General features: G+C 56.8%; 21 protein-coding genes. 14 read left to right on the forward strand and 7 right to left on the reverse strand.

Features of this window, described 5'->3' with window-relative positions:
* Window positions 1–92: 92 nt before the first annotated feature.
* The 4 genes from queC to queF are packed head-to-tail and all read left to right on the forward strand — an operon-like array spanning window position 93 to window position 2,333.
* Window positions 93–785, forward strand: coding sequence for a 7-cyano-7-deazaguanine synthase QueC (queC, locus tag WG622_RS09090; protein WP_339403315.1), 693 nt, complete (start codon window positions 93–95; stop codon window positions 783–785).
* Window positions 785–1,141 (forward strand): 6-carboxytetrahydropterin synthase QueD, encoded by a 357-nt coding sequence (gene queD / locus WG622_RS09095; protein WP_339403316.1) that lies wholly within the window; start codon window positions 785–787, stop codon window positions 1,139–1,141. Before queC ends, queD begins: the two co-directional genes overlap by 1 nt.
* Window positions 1,141–1,854 (forward strand): 7-carboxy-7-deazaguanine synthase QueE, encoded by a 714-nt coding sequence (gene queE / locus WG622_RS09100; RefSeq protein WP_339403317.1) that lies wholly within the window; start codon window positions 1,141–1,143, stop codon window positions 1,852–1,854. The genes queD and queE overlap by 1 nt, the downstream gene beginning before the upstream one ends.
* A gap of 11 nt (window positions 1,855–1,865) precedes the next feature.
* Window positions 1,866–2,333: a preQ(1) synthase gene (queF, locus tag WG622_RS09105; protein ID WP_209357241.1), complete on the forward strand. Its 468-nt coding sequence runs from the start codon at window positions 1,866–1,868 to the stop codon at window positions 2,331–2,333.
* 59 nt (window positions 2,334–2,392) lie between these two features.
* Here the strand turns inward: queF and WG622_RS09110 are convergent, their stop codons facing one another.
* Window positions 2,393–2,830, reverse strand: a complete 438-nt coding sequence (locus WG622_RS09110; RefSeq protein ID WP_339403318.1) for a tellurite resistance TerB family protein — start codon at window positions 2,828–2,830, stop codon at window positions 2,393–2,395.
* Window positions 2,831–3,049: 219 nt separating this feature from the next.
* Here WG622_RS09110 and WG622_RS09115 point away from each other — a divergent pair, with 219 nt between their 5' ends.
* Window positions 3,050–4,693: a lysine--tRNA ligase gene (locus tag WG622_RS09115; protein WP_339403319.1), complete on the forward strand. Its 1,644-nt coding sequence runs from the start codon at window positions 3,050–3,052 to the stop codon at window positions 4,691–4,693.
* A 25-nt stretch (window positions 4,694–4,718) separates the two neighbouring features.
* On the opposite strand, the gene WG622_RS09120 is transcribed toward WG622_RS09115, so the two are convergent.
* Window positions 4,719–5,174: a DUF6428 family protein gene (locus WG622_RS09120; protein WP_339403320.1), complete on the reverse strand. Its 456-nt coding sequence runs from the start codon at window positions 5,172–5,174 to the stop codon at window positions 4,719–4,721.
* 73 nt (window positions 5,175–5,247) lie between these two features.
* Between WG622_RS09120 and WG622_RS09125 the strand changes: the two genes are divergently transcribed.
* From WG622_RS09125 to WG622_RS09135, 3 genes are all read left to right on the forward strand, one after another.
* The gene (locus tag WG622_RS09125; RefSeq protein ID WP_339403321.1) at window positions 5,248–5,562 is read left to right on the forward strand and encodes an ArsR/SmtB family transcription factor; all 315 of its coding nucleotides are present in this window, start codon (window positions 5,248–5,250) and stop codon (window positions 5,560–5,562) included.
* A gap of 49 nt (window positions 5,563–5,611) precedes the next feature.
* The gene (locus tag WG622_RS09130; RefSeq protein WP_339403322.1) at window positions 5,612–6,007 is read left to right on the forward strand and encodes a DUF4864 domain-containing protein; all 396 of its coding nucleotides are present in this window, start codon (window positions 5,612–5,614) and stop codon (window positions 6,005–6,007) included.
* A 102-nt stretch (window positions 6,008–6,109) separates the two neighbouring features.
* Window positions 6,110–8,392 (forward strand): glycosyl hydrolase family 28-related protein, encoded by a 2,283-nt coding sequence (locus tag WG622_RS09135; protein ID WP_339403323.1) that lies wholly within the window; start codon window positions 6,110–6,112, stop codon window positions 8,390–8,392.
* 4 nt (window positions 8,393–8,396) lie between these two features.
* Here WG622_RS09135 and WG622_RS09140 read toward each other — a convergent pair whose 3' ends face one another.
* From WG622_RS09140 to WG622_RS09155, 4 genes are all read right to left on the reverse strand, one after another.
* Window positions 8,397–8,540, reverse strand: a complete 144-nt coding sequence (locus tag WG622_RS09140; RefSeq protein ID WP_209357234.1) for a hypothetical protein — start codon at window positions 8,538–8,540, stop codon at window positions 8,397–8,399.
* An 84-nt stretch (window positions 8,541–8,624) separates the two neighbouring features.
* Entirely contained in the window at window positions 8,625–9,626 is a 1,002-nt protein-coding gene (gap, locus tag WG622_RS09145) for a type I glyceraldehyde-3-phosphate dehydrogenase (RefSeq protein ID WP_339403324.1), read from the reverse strand.
* A 331-nt stretch (window positions 9,627–9,957) separates the two neighbouring features.
* On the reverse strand, window positions 9,958–12,462 hold the full coding sequence (locus tag WG622_RS09150) for an ATP-binding protein (RefSeq protein WP_339403325.1): 2,505 nt from the start codon (window positions 12,460–12,462) through the stop codon (window positions 9,958–9,960).
* Window positions 12,463–12,498: 36 nt separating this feature from the next.
* Window positions 12,499–13,008, reverse strand: coding sequence for a putative pterin-binding protein (locus WG622_RS09155; RefSeq protein WP_339403326.1), 510 nt, complete (start codon window positions 13,006–13,008; stop codon window positions 12,499–12,501).
* 248 nt (window positions 13,009–13,256) lie between these two features.
* Here WG622_RS09155 and WG622_RS09160 point away from each other — a divergent pair, with 248 nt between their 5' ends.
* The 3 genes from WG622_RS09160 (at window position 13,257) to rpsD (ending at window position 15,823) form a co-directional block, all read left to right on the forward strand.
* Window positions 13,257–13,865, forward strand: coding sequence for a response regulator transcription factor (locus WG622_RS09160; protein ID WP_339403327.1), 609 nt, complete (start codon window positions 13,257–13,259; stop codon window positions 13,863–13,865).
* A 123-nt stretch (window positions 13,866–13,988) separates the two neighbouring features.
* Window positions 13,989–15,050, forward strand: coding sequence for a Hint domain-containing protein (locus tag WG622_RS09165; RefSeq protein WP_339403329.1), 1,062 nt, complete (start codon window positions 13,989–13,991; stop codon window positions 15,048–15,050).
* 152 nt (window positions 15,051–15,202) lie between these two features.
* Entirely contained in the window at window positions 15,203–15,823 is a 621-nt protein-coding gene (gene rpsD / locus WG622_RS09170) for a 30S ribosomal protein S4 (RefSeq protein WP_209357228.1), read from the forward strand.
* 74 nt (window positions 15,824–15,897) lie between these two features.
* Here rpsD and nhaA read toward each other — a convergent pair whose 3' ends face one another.
* Window positions 15,898–17,082, reverse strand: a complete 1,185-nt coding sequence (nhaA, locus tag WG622_RS09175) for a Na+/H+ antiporter NhaA (RefSeq protein WP_339403330.1) — start codon at window positions 17,080–17,082, stop codon at window positions 15,898–15,900.
* A 298-nt stretch (window positions 17,083–17,380) separates the two neighbouring features.
* Here nhaA and hisC point away from each other — a divergent pair, with 298 nt between their 5' ends.
* From hisC to WG622_RS09190, 3 genes are read left to right on the forward strand one after another with little or no spacing between them, the layout of a single operon-like run.
* The gene (gene hisC / locus WG622_RS09180; RefSeq protein ID WP_339403331.1) at window positions 17,381–18,466 is read left to right on the forward strand and encodes a histidinol-phosphate transaminase; all 1,086 of its coding nucleotides are present in this window, start codon (window positions 17,381–17,383) and stop codon (window positions 18,464–18,466) included.
* The gene (locus tag WG622_RS09185; protein WP_339403332.1) at window positions 18,463–19,380 is read left to right on the forward strand and encodes a prephenate/arogenate dehydrogenase family protein; all 918 of its coding nucleotides are present in this window, start codon (window positions 18,463–18,465) and stop codon (window positions 19,378–19,380) included. The genes hisC and WG622_RS09185 overlap by 4 nt, the downstream gene beginning before the upstream one ends.
* Entirely contained in the window at window positions 19,380–20,138 is a 759-nt protein-coding gene (locus tag WG622_RS09190; RefSeq protein WP_339403333.1) for an extensin-like domain-containing protein, read from the forward strand. The genes WG622_RS09185 and WG622_RS09190 overlap by 1 nt, the downstream gene beginning before the upstream one ends.
* The last annotated feature ends 117 nt before the right edge of the window (window positions 20,139–20,255 follow it).

A 20,255-nucleotide genomic window follows, 5' to 3' on the forward strand; every position in this document is an offset into this window, starting at 1 on the left:
CAAGGGGCGCGGGCTTTGGTAAACCCCGCCCGTTCGGGATGGTCCCGGATACCGGTCGCAGCCTACCCGGTTTGCTAAAACAAGGATCAGTCATGAAGACACTTGTTATCTGCTCTGGCGGATTGGATTCAGTCACGCTCGCCTACAAAGTCGCGAAAGAACGCGAACTCGTGGGGCTCTTGTCGTTTGACTATGGCCAACGTCACAAGAAAGAAACCGACTATGCCGCCCGCGCCGGTGAAGCGCTTGGCGTGCCGCATGATTTGATTGATATGCGCGCGATTGGCGGTTTTTTGTCGGGCTCGGCGCTGACCGATGATGTGGATGTGCCCGACGGGCACTACGCCGAAGAGAATATGAAGGTCACTGTGGTCCCGAACCGCAATGCGATCATGCTGGCTGTGGCCTTTGGCGTGGCGGCGGCAAAGGGCGCGGATGCTGTCGCGACCGCTGTGCATGGTGGCGACCACTTTATTTATCCGGATTGCCGGCCGGGCTTTATTGATGCGTTCCAAACCATGCAGAACGCGGCGCTTGAGGGCTATGCGGATGTGACGCTTTACACGCCGTTTGTGAACATCTCGAAGGCCGATATCGTCACTGAGGGTGTCAAGGCTGGCGCGCCGTTTGCGGATACTTGGTCGTGCTACAAAGGCGGAGAACAACATTGCGGGCGCTGCGGTACCTGCGTTGAACGTCGCGAGGCCTTTCATTTGGCAGGGGTCGAGGATCCAACGGTCTATGCCGACCCGGACTATTGGAAATCTGTTGTGGAGGCTCACTGATGTACCGCATTGGCAAAGAGTTTCATTTCTCGGCCTCGCATAATCTGCGGGACCTGCCAGAGGGGCACCCCTGCACACGCGTTCACGGGCACAACTATGTTGTGACGCTGGAGCTGGCGTCTGAGGAATTGGACGCGACCGGCTTCATTGTGGATTTCAAAGAGTTGAATGCGCTGCGGGATTGGATCGATGACACTCTTGATCACCGGCATCTGAATGACGTGTTTGATCATCCGAATGTCACGACCGAGTGGCTCAGCAAGGTGATCTATGACTGGTGCAAAGAGCGTTGGCATCAGACCAGCGCGGTCAAGATCCAGGAAACGCCAAAGCTCTGGGCCGAGTATCGCCCGTAATGCTGCGGATCTCCGAGATCTTTGGCCCCACCATTCAAGGTGAAGGCGCGGTGATCGGCCAGCCGACGGTCTTTGTGCGCGCTGGTGGCTGTGATTATCGCTGCGCGTGGTGCGATACGCTGCATGCGGTGGATACGGAATACCGCCACACTTGGGCAAAGATGACGTCCGAAGAGGTCATGGCCGAGATTGAGCGATTGTCGGGGGGCGTGCCTCTGACGGTGAGCCTGTCGGGGGGCAATCCGGCGATCCAGCAATTCGGGGAGCTCATTGAGATGGGCAAGACCAAGGGCTATCGCTTTGCCTGCGAAACGCAGGGATCGGTGGCGAAGGATTGGTTTGCTGAATTAGATCCTCTTATCCTGTCGCCCAAGCCGCCGTCGTCGAAACATGTGGTGGATTGGGATCAATTTGACGCTTGTATTGCGGCAGCAGGCGATGCGCCGCGTGTGCTGAAAATGGTGATCTTTGATGATCGCGATTATGATTGGGCACGGGATGTGGCGCGGCGTTATCCCGATATGCCGCTCTATATTCAGCCCGGCAATCACACGCCACCGCCACCCGATGATGACGACGCAGAGGTCGATATCGACGGTATCATGACCCGCTATGAGTGGCTGATAGACAAGGCCCTCGCCGACCACTGGTACACACCTACAATCCTGCCGCAGCTGCATGTCCTCATTTGGGGCAACAAGCGCGGCGTATGACGGAGACGCAGATGTCTGATAAATCCATCTATGAAAACCTGACGCAACTGGGCAGCAAGACCGAGCTGCCCCAAACCCCCGAAGAAGCGGTAATGGAGCGGGTGCCGAACCCTCAGAAGGGCACGGATTACGCGGTGCGCTTTACGGCGCCTGAGTTCACGTCGCTCTGCCCGCTGACGGCAGCGCCGGATTTTGCGCATATCGTGATTGACTATGTGCCGGGGGATTGGCTGGTTGAGAGCAAGTCTCTGAAGCTCTTCCTCGGGTCGTTCCGTAACCATGGTGCGTTTCACGAAGATTGCTCTGTTACCATCGGCAAACGCATCGAAGAACTGCTGGAACCCAAATGGCTGCGTGTCGGGGCCTATTGGTACCCACGCGGTGGCATTCCGATTGATGTCTTCTATCAAACCGGCCCCGAGCTGCCGGGTGTCTGGATCCCAGACCAAGGCGTGCCGACCTATCGCGGACGCGGCTAGGTCTTTCTCTTGCTCTAAATATCCCGGGGGAATTGGCGCAGCCAAGGGGGCAAAGCCCCTTAGCTCACATGCGCGAGCGTCATGTGGCGCGCGCGGGAGCCGCGCTCGATGGCTGCTGCGTGCAGGCGGTCGATTTGCAGCTCATAGCGCATTTCTTCCAGTAGACGCAGTTCGCCCTCATAGATATGGCCGTCCGACGCCGCGACGTCGCAGGCCAGCGCATAAGCGGTTTCGTTGAGCCCGTCAGGCAGGTTGTCGCGGATCAGCCCAAAGAGCGCGGCGATACCGTCCTCTTGTTCAAAGAGATCATAGACCGTCTGGCTGACCGTGGTGATGCGGTCGATGTCGTAATCGGCGAAGATCGGCAGGTTGTTCACCGCGTTCTGAATGTTGATGAGTTCAGCCGTGCGGATCGTCGCATCCGAGGCAGAGACCGCCACCATCATGGCGACAAGGCTGTCTTGTGGGGTCAATGGATGTGGGGTCTCTTCGGTCATGGTCCGGCCTTTGGATGTCTTTGTTACATTTGAGAATAGGGAGCGGGTTAGCCAAGAGCAAGATGGGAAAGCCCTCGATTTCGACCGTCGGATTTTGAGTATTTTTGGCAAGATGAATGCGAGCGGGCCGTGTTTTCGTTGACCTTCGCGGCGCTAAGACCTAGGAAGCCGCGTCGCCCTTTTCTGAGTCTTGGGCGCTTTAGATTTTCGGAGAAACACATGTCTGATCTGCGCGATGCTGCGATGAGTTCAAAAGCCTGGCCCTTTGAAGAAGCGCGCCGCTTGCTCAAACGCTATCAAAAGGGCGCGCCGGAGAAGGGATATGTGTTGTTTCAGACGGGTTATGGTCCCTCGGGTCTGCCGCATATTGGCACTTTTGGCGAGGTGGCGCGCACGACGATGGTGCGTCGTGCGTTTGAGCAGATTTCTGACATTCCGACCAAGCTGATCTGTTTTTCTGATGATATGGATGGGTTCCGCAAGGTGCCGAGCAATTTGCCAAACCAAGAGGGTCTGGCGGAGGATCTGCATTTGCCTCTGACCCAAGTGCGCGATCCATTTGGCACGCATGAAGGCTTTGCTCAGCACAACAATGCGCGGCTTTGTGCGTTTTTGGACAGCTTTGGGTTTGAGTATGAGTTCGCGAGCGCGACGGATTACTACAAGAGCGGTAAGTTTGACGAGATGCTGCTGACGGCGCTGGCGCGGTTTGACAAGATCCAAGAGATCATGCTGCCCACCTTGGGGGCGGAGCGTCAAGCGACCTATTCGTGTTTCCTGCCCGTCAGCCCAAAGACCGGTCACGTCCTGCAGGTGCCGACGCTTGAGCGCAATGTCGAGAAGGGCACCATTGTCTATCAGGAACCTGATGGCGAGAAGGTCGAGATCCCTGTGACCGGCGGCAACGTCAAGATGCAGTGGAAGCCTGATTGGGCGATGCGCTGGGCGGCTTTGGAAGTCGACTACGAGATGTCGGGTAAAGACCTGATCGACTCGGTCACGCAGTCGTCCAAGATTTGTCGCGCGCTGGGCGTACGGCCGCCGGAATCCCTAAGCTATGAGCTGTTCAATGACGAGCAGGGACAGAAGATTTCGAAGTCCAAGGGCAATGGTCTTTCGATGGAAGAATGGCTGACCTATGCGGCGCCTGAGTCCTTGCAGTACTTCATGTATCAAAAGCCAAAGACGGCAAAGCGGCTCTATTTTGATGTGATCCCGAAGGCTGTGGATGAGTATCATCAGCAGTTGCGGGCCTATCCGGGGCAGGATTTGAAGGGGCAGCTCAATAACCCTGTGTATCACATCCATGGAGCGGATGTGCCGGCGTCCGATATGATCGTGCCTTTTGCGATGCTGTTGAACATTGCGTCGGTGTCCTCGGCTGAGGACAAAGAGACGCTTTGGGGGTTCATCAACAAATATGCGCCGGATGCGACGCCTGAGACCCATCCGAATATGGATGATGCGGCGGGCTTTGCGGTGCGCTACTTCAATGATTTCGTGAAGCCGACCAAGACCTATCGCGCGCCGACCGATAAAGAGCGGGCAGCGCTTGAGGCCTTGGCCGATGCGCTCCGGTCTGAAGAGGCTGCGCTGGCGGCGATTGCCGCTAAGAACGAGAAAATGGGGCGGGATGATCCTCTGCCAGAGGTCGATTTTGGCGATGATGAGTTCCTGCAGTCCGTGGTTTTTGCCATCGGCAAGCTGCATGATTTCGAGCCGCTGCGGGATTGGTTCACCGCGATCTATGAAGTCCTACTGGGCGCGAGCCAGGGGCCACGCTTTGGTGGGTTCATCGCGCTTTATGGCGTTGAAGAGACGATTGCTTTGATCGACAGCGCCTTGAAGGGCGAGTTGGTTTAGAGGGGCTTTTGGCCCCTCTTTTTCCTTAACAGCAGCGGGCGCTTGCGCCGCAACAGCCGGCCGTTGTTCCACTGAAGGCAGCGGCTTTGCATTGCGCGCCATCCTCAGCCAGGCGCATTTCGACGTGGCCTTCGGCCCAGATCGGTTGGGTCGGGATGTAGCGGCGTAACCCGTTGTTGCCGGGCGCGTATTCAAAGGACAATTCGCCCTCGGCCAGGTCTGGAATGGCTTTGAGGCTATGTTCCAGAATCTTGGCGCTTTTGCCTGCGGACAGATGCGACCGGCCTGCGCCGTCGAGCAGTTGGATCTGCACCTCGGTCCAGTCCGAGGTGCGGCCGCCGCAGTCTATGCTCTTGATATCAAGCGATTTCAGCTCGGTGATGTGATAGCCCGCGCCGATGGGGCCCTCAGAGGTGGTAAAGACCAAAGGGGCCTCGGCGGGTTGGTCGTGTAAGGCGTCGAGGAAGTCATTCAGGGTCATGGCTCTCTTCCATTTCAATGATTCTTGAAATATATAAGGTGAAAGCGATCTATATTTCAAGAGGTGTTGAAATATGAAAGAGGAACAGGTGATCGAGGCCTTTGGGGCTTTGTCCAATCAGACCCGTTTGCAGGTCTTGCGCAAGCTCGTGGAGGCGGGGCCTGAGGGTATGTTGGCGGGCGATGTGGCGGAGGCTTTGGGGGCGAGCCCGTCGCGGATGTCGTTTCATTTGTCGACTTTGCAGGCAGCGGGGATCGTGACGTCGGAACGCCAAAGCCGTCAGATGATCTATCGTGTGAACTTTCAGGCCATCGGCGAGGTGATGCGGTTTTTGCTGCAGGATTGCTGCAAGGGGAATGCGACGGTGCAGAGCTGTTGCGGGCCTTAGGCTGGTCGTGACCTCATAACGCGCTAGGTTTGAGGCAGGAGGATACGTCATGCGGATAGTCTATGCTTTGCTGTTGAGCCTTTGGGCCAGCGTTTCTGTGGCGCAGGAGCGCGATATTCAGGCGGTGATCACGCAACAGATCGAAGCCTTTCAGGTGGATGATTTTGCGCAGGCTTTCACCTATGCCAGCCCGAATATTCAGGGCTTTTTCGGCACGTCCGAGCGCTTTGGTCAGATGGTCATGAGTGGCTATCCGATGGTACATCGGCCCGATGCGGTGCGCTATCTGGAGCTGCGCGAGATTGCCGGGAACCTGTGGCAGCGGGTGATGATCACGGATCCTGCGGGCGTCATCCATATGCTTGATTATCAAATGAAAATGATTGACGGCATGTGGCGCATTAACGGCGTTCAGATCCTGCCAGCGCCGGGCGATACCGCCTAGGGTGCAACATCTGCGCGCGCTGGTTTGAGCGCGCTTTAACCTTGAGCGACGAGCTTTCCAGTCAACGGGCCGCGGCCCACTGGCTTTGGGAAAGGGACGTCGATGAACAAGGCAATCACCGAGGGTTTGCAATTGATGCCGCCGCCATTTGCGGATGGGCTAGGAGTATGGTCGAGCGGCGATGGGACGCCGGGATCGGACACCTATGACGGCGCAGCCAATGCTGCTTTTGTGCCTGCAGATGCGGATTTTGCGGGCTGTCTAGAGATGCAAAAGACCTCTGGTACGCAGCAGTTGAGATACATGGGGCAGACTCCGTTGCAGGCGGGGTGTTACCTGCAGATCAAGGCGCGGGTGAAGGCGATTTCGGGGAACTTGCCGACTGTGCGGATGGCCGCTTGGGCCGGGGCTTCGGGTGGAACGCATGTGACGGGGCTGACGGAGTTTGGGGCCTCGGTGACGCTGACGAACTATGGCGAAGTTGTCGAGGTTACGGCCATTGTCGGTGCGGGGCAGCGCGGTGGTGTGGATATGGTTTGGGGTACGGCGCCCACCTATGCGCATGTGGGGCTGGATCTGACGGGGCCGAGTGGGGGTGTTGTTCGGATTGATGACCTTGAGGTCGTCGACATCACCTCGGCCTTTCTGCGCGACATGATGTCGATGGTGGATGTGCGCGATTTCGGGGCGATTGGTGATGGGATCACGGATGACACAGCGGCTTTTCAGGCGGCCAATGCGGCCGCCGATGGGCGCACTGTGTTGGTGCCTGCGGGGACCTATTTGCTGAGCGGCGGCATGACTTTCACCGAGAAGGTGCAGTTTGAGGGCAGGGTGACCATGCCGCAGGCGGCGATCTTTTCGCTAACCAAGAATTTTGATCTGCCGAATTACATCGAAGCCTTTGGCAACGAACAACTGGCCTTTGAGAAGGCGTTTCAGGCTCTGTTTAACAATTCCGATCACGAGTCGCTCGATCTGGGCGGCCGCCGGATCACAATTTCCGAGCCGATCGATTTGCAGGCGATCGTCCCCAATATCACGAGCTTTGCGCAGCGGCGGCATATTTTGAATGGGCAGTTTCAGGTCACGGGCGATACGGCCTGGGAGAGCGATGTGGTGACCTCGTATGCGACCTATTCGGCGAGCAATTCGAGGACCCTGACAGCCGTTGGGAATATCGCCAATATCGAACCCGGTGCGCGGGTGACAGGCAATGGGGTGGGTCGTGAGATCTATGTCCAAAGCGTCAATCTGGCGACGCAGGAGATCACCTTGTCAAAGCCCTTGTATGATGCGGAGGGCACGCAGGTCTTTACCTTTACGCGGCACAAATATGTGTTGGATTTCTCGGGCTTTACCAAGCTGACGCGCTTTGTGATGACCAATATCGAGATCATCTGTTCGGCGGTTGGGAGCGGGGTTTTGTTGCCGCCATCGGGCCTCATCTTTCATATGAAGGATTGCTGGATCAATCGGCCTCGGGACAAGGGGATCACCAGCCACGGCACGGGCTGTCAGGGCATGCTCATCGACCGCTGCAATTTTATCAGCGATGAGGGTCAGAGCTTGGCGCAGGACCGGATAGGGATCGTTGTGAATGCCAACGCCAATGACGTGAAGCTGCGCAACAATCGCGCGACGCAGTTTCGGCATTTCGCGGTGCTGGGTGGGTCGAATTCTACCATTATCGGCAATCACTTCTTTCATGGGGATACCGCGACGGCGGGACTGCGGACGGCAGGGATCCTGATCACGACGAGCTATTGTTCGACCACGATCACGGGGAATTACGTGGACAATTGCTCGATTGAGTGGAGCAACGAGCATTCGGCCACGCCGGATTTCACGACGGGCTTTTCCTTTGCGGCGATGAATATTACGGACAATGTGTTCCTGTGCGACAATGTGGCTCCGTGGTTTGGGTTTATCTCGATCAAACCCTTCGGGACGGGGCATTTCATTGGCGGGTTGTCTGTGACGGGCAATAAGTTCCGCGCGTTGGAAAGCAATATCGATCAGGTGGATGTGGTCGACACGACGTTTGCGCCGCTGGACATGACGCGGGGCAAGGATGTGATTTTTGAGGGCAATACGTTCCACCGGATCAATGTGCCGAGCTATAACCCTCTGGTGCTGGAGCATGATCAGAACACGGCGGCGAGCACCTGGGTTGTGGAAACGGGTGGGCAATTGCCTTTCGGGGGCCGTGCGCGCGTCTGTTCCTCTGTGGTTGCGACCTCGCGCTTGCGCACGGGCGCGAATGTGACGCGTTGGGCGACGCCCTATGTGGATCTGGAGCAGGGCAGCAGCGGCGATCAGTTGCATCTGAACTGGGAAGAGCCGCTCTATGGGGATGTGACGGTGAAAGTCTCGATGACGTAAGGCGTCAGCGCCAGAAGGCGACCCATTCGATCAGTTGGGTGAACTCTCGGGCGAGAAACAGCGTTGTTGCGCCACCAAGCCAGATTTGATCGGCGATCAGCAAAAGAGTTATGATCACGCCCAGCACCAGTGCAATCGTATTGGTCATGAAACGAAAACGCCCTCAGGTTTGCCTGCATCTTGTCTATGCAATAGCGAACCCGAGGGCGCAAGTTTTCTAATCGGGGTGGCCTTAGCCCAGCTGACCCATTTTCGCAGCCACATCTGCCATACGTGCAGAGAAGCCCCATTCGTTGTCGTACCACGCCAGAACGCGCACGGTGCGGCCGCCGACGACTTTGGTCTGGTCAGGCGCGTAGATCGAGCTTTCGGTGGTGTGGTTGAAGTCGATGGAAACCTTTGGTTCTGGATCATATGCCAGAACGCCTTTCATCGCGCCTTCGGCGGCTTCGCGGACGACTTCGTTCACGTCATCGACGGTGACGTCTTTGGAGGCGACGAAGGTCAGGTCGACGGCAGAGACGTTTGGCGTTGGAACGCGCATTGCGGTGCCGTCCAGTTTGCCTTTCAGATCCGGCAGCACTTCGCCCAGAGCTTTCGCTGCGCCGGTGGAGGTTGGGATCATCGCCATCGCTGCGGAACGTGCGCGGTAGAGGTCAGAGTGGCGACGGTCGAGCGTTGGCTGGTCGCCGGTGTAGCTGTGGATCGTGGTCATCAGGCCGTTTTCGATGCCGATGCCTTGGTGCAGAGCCTTCGCCAGCGGCGCAAGACAGTTGGTTGTGCAAGAGCCGTTGGAGATGACGTTGTCGTTCGCCTCAAGCAGATTGTCGTTCACGCCGAAGACGATGGTTTTCTGAACGTTCTTGGCAGGTGCCGAAATCAGGACTTTCTTTGCGCCGCGCTCGCGGTGTTTTACTGCTTTGTTGCCGTCGTTGAATTTGCCGGTGCATTCCAGAACAACGTCAACGCCGGTCCAGTCCAACTCGTCCATGTCGTAGGTCGAGAACATACGGATCGGGCCCTGACCGACGTCCATGGTGCCGTTCTGGACCACAACGTCATTTGCAAAGCGTCCGTGGACCGAGTCATAGCGGATCAAATGCGCCGCGGTTTCGATGGGGCCGGTTGCGTTGATCTTGACCACTTGCACGTCGTCGCGCGCAGCTTCTGCGATGTGCATCAATGTGCAGCGCCCGATACGGCCAAATCCGTTGATACCTACGGTGACGGTCATGCCTAGTCCTCTCGAAATTTTAGCAGCTTGGGGCCGGATATAAGCCCAGCATGCCATAGGGGAAAGTTAAATAGCGTTGAAATTCTGGATGTTAGCGATAAATATCGGTTGCCCTTGGCTGGTGGCGCTAACGTTAACCCTAACGGTTCCGCTAACCTGCGCGGACTTAGGTGCCTGCATCGCAATGGGGTGAAACGATTCCATTTTTCTCGGCCTACTGTTTGACGTGAGGCGTGGATATCAAACAGAGGGCATGACGCGAGTGGAGCGAGCGGATATAAGGTTGCCCTTTGGGAGTAGTGGGCTGTCCGAAGGGTCGCGGTTCTTGGAACTAGGCGCCCTTGAGAAAAGATAAGTAAGCCGCGTGGGTGTCGTCCCACAGTGTCTGGGTCGCCTGGATCCAAAGCTGCAGGTCCTGCGGGTCTCCGAGTTCCATGGCTTCGGCGCGGATCAGGTGTTTGCGCAGTTTCGCCATGCCCATGACGCCGGTGGATCCGGTGAGCCTGTGGATTTCTTCGAGATCAAGGTCTTCGGCAGAGGAGCAGCTCGACAAACGGCTTAGAAGTGCCTGCATGTCCCGTTCGAGTTCTTTCAGGTTCGCCTCGGCCTGAATATGGCCCAATCCTCGCGTCACGCTTTCAGCGACCTCTTCGTCCAAAAGGGCCGCGCTGGTCGAGGACACGATGTGGCTCGAGGTCTTGAGGAACATATCCCCCATGACTTTCAAAATCATCGCCTCAAGCGCACTTTCAGAGGTGGGCTTTGTGAGGATATGGTGGATGCCTGCGGCTTTCACGCGCCCTAGGTCTTCGTCTCGGGAATAGGCGGTGAGGGCGACAATCGGGGCCGCGCTGGATAGACCATTGTCGGCCCGGATCTTTTGCGCGGTTTCGATGCCATCCATTCCAGGCATGCTGATGTCCATCAGGATCAAGTCATAGGCGGTTTGCGCGGCCATTTGCGCTCCGACAGTGCCATCCTCGGCAAGGTCGACAAAATGTCCGGCGTCAAAAAGCATTTGTTGTGTGATCATCCGGTTGATCGCGTTGTCTTCGACCAAAAGGATTGACAGAGACTTGTCCTTTTCTTCTGCGCAGACAGTGCCTTCGATCTCTCCTGTCTCGGTCGGCAGGGGCAGCCGCACCCAGAACAGGCTACCTTCGCCCAACACGCTTTCCGCTCCAACATCTCCGCCCATCGCCTCGACAATACGTTTCACAATGCCAAGACCCAAGCCGCTGCCTTCGCGGCGGCGGGCATAGGTGCTGTCGGCGGTGAAGAAATCCTCGAAGATGTTCTCAAGCTGGCGGGATTCGATCCCGGCGCCTGTGTCCATGATGCGAAATTCAACGATTGGGCCGTCGCCGATTAGTTCGACTTCGACGATCACAGAGCCTTCGTCGGTGAATTTGATGGCATTTCCGACAAGGTTCAGCAAAATCTGTCGGATCTTCTGTGCGTCGCCCAGAACCGAGGGTGGCAGATCTTCGGCGATATCGGCCAAAAGTGTGAGGTCACTTTGCGTGGCGCGTGCTTGCTGGCTGTCGATCACGTCTCGGATCAATTGCCTAAGGTCGACCTGAGCCATGCGCAGATCGTCTTGGCCAGCATCCATGCGCGAGACGTCGAGAACGTTGTTCACATGGTGCAGCAGCAATTTGGCAGAGGTTTCAATCGCAGCCACAAGGCGCAATTGCTTTTCACTGCGCATGGACTTTTTCAAAAGCTCCGATGCGCCGAGGATGCCGTTTAGCGGCGTGCGGTTTTCATGGCTCATGACCGCAAGTAGGTCGGATTTCGCCTTTTCGTTGGCTTTCGCTTCGTCATGCGCTTCGCGCAGCGCGCGTTGCGAGTCTACGCGACGCGTAATGTCGCGGACATGGGCCACATAGAGCGCTGTGTCCATGTCGGTCTTGACCTGCGTGAGGGACACGGCAACGGGGAAACGGGTGCCATCCGCGCGCGTAGCCTGTGTTTCGACACGCTCCTTGTGCAAAAAGCCTGAATCGCGGGGGTCAGAGAAGTCTTTTGCAGGCGAGGTGGCTTGCAAAAGGTCGTGCAGATCAAGGCCCTCTTCGGCAGTTTCGGGAATGCCAAACATGGCATGGCCCGGTGCATTCATTTCCTGAACCTTGCCATTGTGAGAGCAAACGATGACCGCATCGGTGTTGCTTTTGAGGATCGCTTCGATGCGGGCTTTGGTGCGAGACACTTCCTGCAACGCACGTCGTCGCGCAGAATCCTGCCGGTAAAATCCAGCGGCCATCAATAACAGCAGCAGGAAAAGTAACCCGGTTTGTGCGGAGTTCCAGAAGATCAGCCGGCGGGCGTCCATCTCGCGCGCGTCTGCCTGCGCCCAGTTGATCTGAAACCCCATGAGAGCAACTTTGCGAACGTCTGGACCGACCGCCTGAGTTCGCCGTGCCAATTTGGGAAGGTCCTTACGCAGTCCGTCATCGCCATTCGCAAAATACCTAACTGTGTCGCCGAGATAGGCTTCTATATTTTCAAGGGGTGTCAAAAACCGGGGGTCGTCTCGGTGGCTGGCAAAGGATTTGCTTTCGACGAGTACGGTGACCCGGCTATGAAAAATGTCATAGAGAAGGCGGATTTGGGCGGTGTCGAGCGGGGCGCCAAAATCTGACCGGAGGCTCGCGTTGAGGTGATGATATTCCGCTTCGAGCTGACCAAGTGCCCAAGGTGCCTGATCCAGACGCGGCCCGGTCAGGGTCGAAATACGGTTGGTCATATTATGGGCAAAAAGGCCGACCTGGAACAGGCACACAATCGCAGCCGCAGCCAACAAGAGTGCTTTTGCGAAGCGACTTTTGAACATGTCCCAGCTTTCCGGCCTATTTACGCCGCTGGTAGGTTATCCGCCGCTGTTGGAAACAGCAATTCGATTCAATTGCCAGATGCTGCGTGAATAAATTGTTTCGCTTTGGAAGTCTGACGAAGAGTCGAATGGATAGACGATCCAAAGCGGCCCCTTGTCGCGCAGCGGCATCGGGTTTCCGTTGCGCAGGTAGGCGATCATGGCCCGACCGGGTGCGGCGTCCGTAATTGGGATTTCAATTGTGTAGTCATTCACGGCACTCGCACTAAGCGTGTCTCCCTCAAAGCCGACAAGGTCCGCGATGACGCTGAGTTCGACTCCCTCGAAAGATTGGGCACCATCAGTCCAAATTGTTGATGTCACGAAAGAATGCGACGGTAGGGCTTGCAGCATCTCGAGATCAAACTGCGCGGTCTCAGCAACGTTTTTGCTCGAGATTTCTCCTGAAATTTCCAAGATAACTTCACCTTTGGGTTGCGAGATTTCCGCGACGGAAGCTGCTGCTGAACAAACGATCAGAAGGGCGATTGCGAAGAGATTTTTCAATTGTTTGGTGCTCCGGAATAAATGGGCTCTACGATATTGAAGTCTCGGGCGATAAACGATTTTTGTCCATATTTTATGTGGGAAATTAAACACAAAATTAAAGCGAGGTAGAAACTTATACTTCTCAAGTTGCTGTGCAATCGTTTAATTCTGAATGCGGGAGCGAGACCGTGTCAAAAATCTGGTTCTCTGCTAGCGTTTAAGCGGTGATCTATGCTCGACACGGTCAGGGGAAAGAGAAAACGCGTATGCGAATACTAATTGCCGATGACCATGATTTGGTCCGGGATACGATTAGTGAGTACCTTGTGAAAGAAGGTGCCACTGAAGTGAAAAGTGCCAGTTCATTGGACGAAGCCTTGACGATCTGCGAAGAAGATAAGGCCTTCGACCTCTTGGTGTTGGATTACAATATGCCGGGGATGGAGGGCCTTTCAGGCCTGTCCAAGGCCATCGAAAATAATCAGGGCACTCCGGTTGCGATCCTATCAGGAAATGCACCGCACTCTGTGGCGCAAGAGGCGATCGATCGCGGGGCGATCGGGTTTCTGCCCAAGACCATGACCGCTCAAAGCCTGGTGCATGCCGTGCGCTTTATGATGGCGGGCGAGACGTTTTTTCCGGTGTCGCATTTTGCGGACCAGAAAAAGGACAATCCGGTTTCCAAACAGCTGAGCAAGCGTGAGGTCGAGGTTCTGAATGGGTTGTGCAAGGGGCAATCCAACAAGGAAATCGCGTCTGAACTCGGTTTGCAGGAAGTGACCATCAAGCTGCATGTGCGCACGTTGTGCCGCAAGTTGGATGCGAAAAACCGCACCCATGCGGCGATGATCGCCAAGGAAGCGGGCCTCTACTGATCCGTCGCCTAAAGTTGTTGAGCTGACCTATACACCCATAGGCTGTTGAATCCGCGACGGTTTCTGCTTTGCAGGCTGATTCGTTTCTGGTATCCTGCCAAAAAATGAGGCAGGAAACGAGCAATGGGAACGGGCTTTTTGGGCACGTTCGTCATCTCCTGGTCGCAAACAGAGCTGGATGGTCTTCGGGCTGCACCCATAAGTGCCGTGCAAAAAGGCGCAGTGTGGTCCTGGAATGGAGAGACGGTCCGCGTTGATGGTCCATCGGGCCTATTGCGCTTGGAGCAAGGCGAAGGCGAGGCGATGTTGCGCCGCAGGGCCGCGCGCATGGTGCGCAAGATGGTCGGTGCGGCTTTGACGCATACCTCTGATCTGAACAAGGTTGATATCGAAGAGCCGATGCTGGACGACAGTTTCGTCGTCACCGATGGGGCTGAGACCTATACGGTCACTTTGATTGAGGTCGCAGGCAAGCAACCGCTTTTGATGTTCATCGACGAGATCCCGCCGAAGGGCCGTGATCTTTGGGTGGTCTATCACGCTTTGAACCGTGGCCGCGATGCGCAGCCCGGCGATGATCCCTCCCAGATGATTTGTTTCGCGCCGGGCACTTTGATCTCGACGCCCTATGGCGCCCGCCCGATTGAAAGCCTGCATGAAGGCGATCTGGTGCATACCAAGGACAATGGGACACAAGAAGTGCAGTGGATCGGCTCGCGCCGCATGACCGGTGCGCGTCTGTTCACATTTCCCAAGCTGCGCCCGATCCGTGTGAAGTCAGGCGCCTTGGGGTCTGGTGAACCGCAGGGCGATCTTATTGTGTCTCCGGACCACAAATTTGTAGTGCGCGGGGACGTGGCCCGCGATCTGTTCAATACGCCCGAGGTTCTGGTATCCGCCAGTGAATTGGTGAATGGCACGAGCATCGCGACAGATTTCGCGATGCGCGAGGTCACTTATATGCACCTGATGCTGGAACGCCATGAGATCATCTTTGCCAATGGCGTGGAAACCGAGAGCTTCCATCCGGCGGATGCGAATATGAGCGTTCTGGATGAAACGGATCGTCAGCGTTTAGAGGCTCTGGATCCGGCCCTTGTGGATCAGCCTTATGCCTTTGGGGATCACGCGCGGCGTCAGCTTTCTGCAAGTGAAGCTGCAATACTGCGTCACGACGTGGCATAAAGCCCGCTTACCCCTGTTGACTCCCCATAAATCAGGCGTATAAGCCGCCATTCATTGGTGTTGGTGGCCCTCGCAAGAGGATCCCTGTCATCCCGGCAAAATCCGGGAAGAGGACAACGCCCTTCGAAAACCTGAACGAAGGAGATCAGCAGATGACAAAAAGAACTGCTGCCAAGTACAAAATTGACCGCCGGATGGGCGAAAACATCTGGGGTCGTCCAAAATCCCCAGTTAACCGTCGTGAATACGGCCCAGGCCAGCACGGTCAGCGCCGCAAAGGCAAAATGTCTGACTTCGGCCTGCAACTGCGCGCAAAGCAGAAGCTGAAAGGCTACTACGGCGACCTGACCGAAAAGCAATTCCGTCGCATCTACGGCGAAGCTGAGCGTGTAAAAGGCGATACCGGTGAAAACCTGATCGGCCTGCTCGAGCGCCGTCTGGACGCGGTTGTGTACCGCGCGAAATTCGTACCTACCGTTTTCGCAGCACGTCAGTTCGTGAACCACGGCCACGTCGAAGTAAACGGCAAGAAAGTGAACATCGCGTCTTACCGTGTCAAAGAAGGCGACGTGATCTCTGTGCGTGACAAGTCCAAGCAACTCGCAGTTCTGCTGGAAGCGGTTCAGCTGCCAGAGCGCGACGTGCCTGACTACATCGACGCAGATCACTCCAAAATGACCGCGACCTTCGTACGCGCGCCAGGCCTGTCTGACGTTCCATACCCAGTGATGATGGAACCAAACCTGGTTGTTGAATATTACGCGAAGAACTAATCCTTCGCCGATATCCGAAAAAGAAACCGCGCTGGAATTCCAGCGCGGTTTTTTCGTTTTTAGGTGCCTGTGTCTTACGCGGCGGCTTTGACCTGCTTCGGGGCCATGCTGCGCAGAACCACAAAGCCAAGGATGCCCGAGAGTACAGAGCCAAAGATTACGCCCAGACGCACAGCGTTCATCGCGTCATCTGCGCCAAAGGCGAGCGAGCCGACAAAGAGGCTCATGGTAAAGCCGATACCGGTCAGGCAGGCGACGCCGTAAAGATGCAGCCAGTTGATGCCTTCGGGCAGTTTCGCAATGCCGCTTTTCACAGCGATCCATGTCGCGGCCACAACGCCGATCTGCTTACCAAGGAAGAGGCCAGCCGCGATGCCGAAGGTTAGAGGCTGTGTGAGGTCGCTGACGGACAAACCCGTCAGGCTCACGCCCGCGTTGGCAAAGGCAAAGATCGGCAGGATCATGTATGCCACCCAAGGGTGCAGCGCGTGCTCGACTTTATAAAGCAGCGCCTTGTCGCCGTTCTTTTCCTTGAGCGGAATGGTGAGGGCGATCAAAACGCCTGCCAAGGTCGCATGGACGCCTGATTTCAGCACAAAGACCCACATGATCACGCCTATGATTATGTATGGGGCGATCCGCTGGATCCCCATGCGGTTCAGGGCAACCGCTGCCGCAAAGCCCAGCATCGAGAAGGTTAGCGCGTTGGTCGAGAGTTCCGACGTGTAAAAGATCGCGATGATGATGATTGCGCCAAGGTCGTCGATGATCGCTACTGCCAGCAGGAACACCTTGAGTGCAACCGGCGCGCGGGTGCCCAGAAGGGCCAAAACACCCAGTGCAAAGGCAATGTCTGTCGCCGCAGGGATCGCCCAGCCCACAAGGTTCTCTGGTGTGCCCCAGTTGATCGCCACATAGACCAAGCCGGGCACGGCCATACCACCGATGGCGGCAAAGATCGGCAGAATAGCTTTGTCAAAACTCGAGAGCTCGCCAAGCAAAACCTCTCGTTTGATTTCAAGACCAATGAGGAAGAAGAAGATCGCCATAAGGCCATCGTTGATCCACAGAAGGGCGGGTTTTGAGATCTCAAACGACCCGATTCCAACGCGGATATTGGTGTCCAGCACCGAGGTATAAAGCCCCGCCAAACCGGTGTTTGCAAAAATCATCGCAAGCACCGCGACGCCCATCAATACCAGTCCCGCACTGGCCTCCATCTGCATGAATTTTTGAATACGAGAGAGTGCCTTTTCCATGTCTATCCCAAGTTAAATTTCCTAAGGGTGATATGGGTCAAAAAGGCAAGTTTTCAAAAGAAATCGGGGTAAAAACCGCAGTTTCCGACAGTTTTTGTCATAAACGGGGCTGTTTCATCATCTCAGAGCCTAAGGAACGGGCACTTGCGGGCGAAATCTTTCAATATGTGTCATTCAGTTGACCGGCGGGTGTATTAAGTTTGCCGCAAAAAATGTCGCAGAGCTTCTCTTCACGCCGAATTGGCATTTCCTATGTCTCGGCTGCGCTCTACAACAAGGGCGAATGTGAGGACGTGTTATGACACAGATCAACGTGCAGCCTGGGATCATGGAAATCGCGCTTTATCAGGGCGGTCAGTCGGCGCTTGCCGGCGTCACCGAGGTGGTTAAGCTCTCCAGCAACGAAAACCCATATGGACCCAGCGAGGCGACTAAAGCCGCCTTCGCGCAGTCCGGTCTTGCGTTGCATCGATATCCGGGCACGGATCACGCGGGGTTAAGGGCTGCGATTGCCGAGGTGCATGGGCTGGATGCCGAGCGGATCGTCTGTGGCGTGGGCTCGGATGAGGTGCTGCAATTCGTGGCGCAGAGTTTTGCGGGCCCCGGTGATGAGATCATCTACACCGAGCATGGGTTTTCCATGTATCCGATCCTGGCGCACGCCTGCGGCGCGACCCCTGTGAAGGTGGCCGAGAAAGAGCGCGTTGTGGATGTGGATGCGATCCTCGCGGCCTGTAACGCTAAGACGCGGATCGTCTTTATCGCGAACCCCGGCAACCCGACGGCGACGATGCTGGCGGCGGATGAAGTCGCGCGGTTGGCGGATGGGCTGCCTGCGAGCGCCCTGTTGGTGCTGGACGGCGCCTATGCCGAGTTCGTCGAAGGCTATGATGGTGGGGCGGCTTTGGTTGAAGCGCGCAGTAACGTGATCATGACGCGGACGTTCTCCAAGATCTACGGGCTTGGCGGTTTGCGCATTGGTTGGGGCTATGCGCCCAAAGAGGTCATCGATGTGCTCAATCGTGTGCGCCAGCCGTTCAACCTATCTGACGTGCAATTGCAAACCGCCGAAGCGGCCGTGCGCGACCAAGAGTTCATGCGCTGGTGCCGAAGCGAAAACACGCGTCTTGGCGCGTGGCTGAGCGAGGCTTTGCGTGCCGCGGGTGTCGAGGTCGACGAAAGCTTCACGAACTTTATCCTCGCGCGCTTTGCGTCACCTGAAGAGGCGGACAGCTGCGATGAGGCATTGAAAGCTGAGGGTATTCTGGTGCGCAAAGTGGGCGGCTATGGCTTGCCGAATTGCCTGCGCATCACCATTGGCGATGAGCGGGCCTGTCGCCGTGTGGCCCATACGGTCAAGCAATTCAAAAGGGTGGAGGCATGACCAAGATTTACAATCGCGTTGCCCTGATTGGATTGGGTTTGATTGCGTCCTCCATGGCTTGGGGGATCAAACGCGGCGGTCTGGCGGCTGAGGTCACAGGCTATGCGCGCTCTGCGGAAACGCGTGAGACGGCGCGTGAGATCGGCCTCTGTGACCAGGTTTTTGACTCTGCTGCCGAGGCGGTCAAAGACGCCGATCTGGTGGTGCTCTGTGTGCCTGTGGGTGTCATGGGACAAGTCGCTGCGGAAATCGCGCCGGATCTTAAGGCCGGAGCAACCGTTTCCGACGTAGGGTCTGTCAAACGGCAGGTGATCGCGGATGTCGCACCGCATTTACCCGACAACGTGCATTTCGTCCCCGCACACCCGCTGGCAGGCACAGAGCATTCGGGCCCGACGTCTGGGTTTGCCGAGCTCTTTGACAATCGCTGGTCGCTGATCGTGCCGCCTGCGGACGCAGATCGTGTCGCGGTCGACAAGGTGATCTCCTTTTGGGAAGGGCTTGGGTCAAATGTCGAGGAAATGGATCCCGATCACCATGATCTGGTGCTCGCCGTAACCTCGCATACGCCGCACCTTATTGCGTACACGATGGTCGGCGTTGCCGATGACCTGCGTCGAGTAAGCGAAAGCGAAGTCATCAAATACTCAGCCTCTGGTTTTCGGGATTTCACGCGGATTGCGGCCTCTGACCCGACGATGTGGCGGGATGTGTTCCTGAACAACAAGGACGCGACGCTTGAGATCCTTGGGCGCTTTACCGAAGAGCTCTTTGCCTTGCAGCGGGCGATCCGTCGGGGCGACGGGGATCACCTTCACGACTATTTTACGCGGACGCGGTCCATTCGCCGTGGTATTATCGAAGCAGGGCAAGACACCGATGCGCCAGATTTTGGGCGCGGAAAGGCAACTTAATGCGTTTAAAAACAGGGCTTTTGGCCTTGTTGGTGACAGTGACAATGGCGCAGGCGAATGCGCCATATACGTCTCTGCGTCCTGTCGCGCGAGAGGATGTTTTTCCGGTGGCTTTGCCGACTTTCGCGCCGGATCGCTCGTTAAGGCCGATGCTTCGGCCGGGGTCCGCCTATGCGAGCGCGCGTCCCGCTCCCAAACAGCCCGAAACTGTGCGACGCGCGACCTCGACGCGGGTTGGGCGTGTCTGTGGGGATCGCAAGATCCAGGGACTAGAGATCGGCAACGTGCCGGGGAAGCTGCCGGGCTGTGGCATTCGCAATGCGGTGAAGGTCTATGAGGTTGCAGGGGTGAAGCTCAGCACACCAGCCTCGATGAATTGCGATACGGCCAAGACGTTTAAGTCCTGGGTCGAAGGCGGTATGGCGCGGGCGGTGCGGCCGATGCGGTCGGAGGTCGAGGAACTTAAGATCGTCGCGGGCTATTCCTGCCGGACGCGGAACCATAAGCCGGGGGCGAAGATTTCCGAGCATGGCAAGGGCAAGGCGATTGATATCGCGGAGTTCAGGTTCGAGAACGGAGAGGTGATCTCGCTGATTGACCACTGGGGATCTGGGCGCAAAGGGCGCGTTCTGCGGGATCTGCATAAATCGGCTTGCGGGCCCTTTGGGACGGTTCTGGGGCCAGAGTCAGATCGCCATCACCGCGATCATTTCCATTTTGACACGGCGAACCATCGGGGTGGGGCGTATTGTCGGTAAGCCCATGGCACGGAATCAAGGGCCCAAGGCCCGCCGTGCCCTGCGCCGGACCGGCCCCATGGGCCGGCGCAATTTCCAGCGTTTACGTGATCAACTGATGTCTCGCGGATTTGGCCG

Source organism: Cognatishimia coralii, from assembly GCF_037478305.1.
Classification (GTDB): domain Bacteria; phylum Pseudomonadota; class Alphaproteobacteria; order Rhodobacterales; family Rhodobacteraceae; genus Cognatishimia; species Cognatishimia coralii.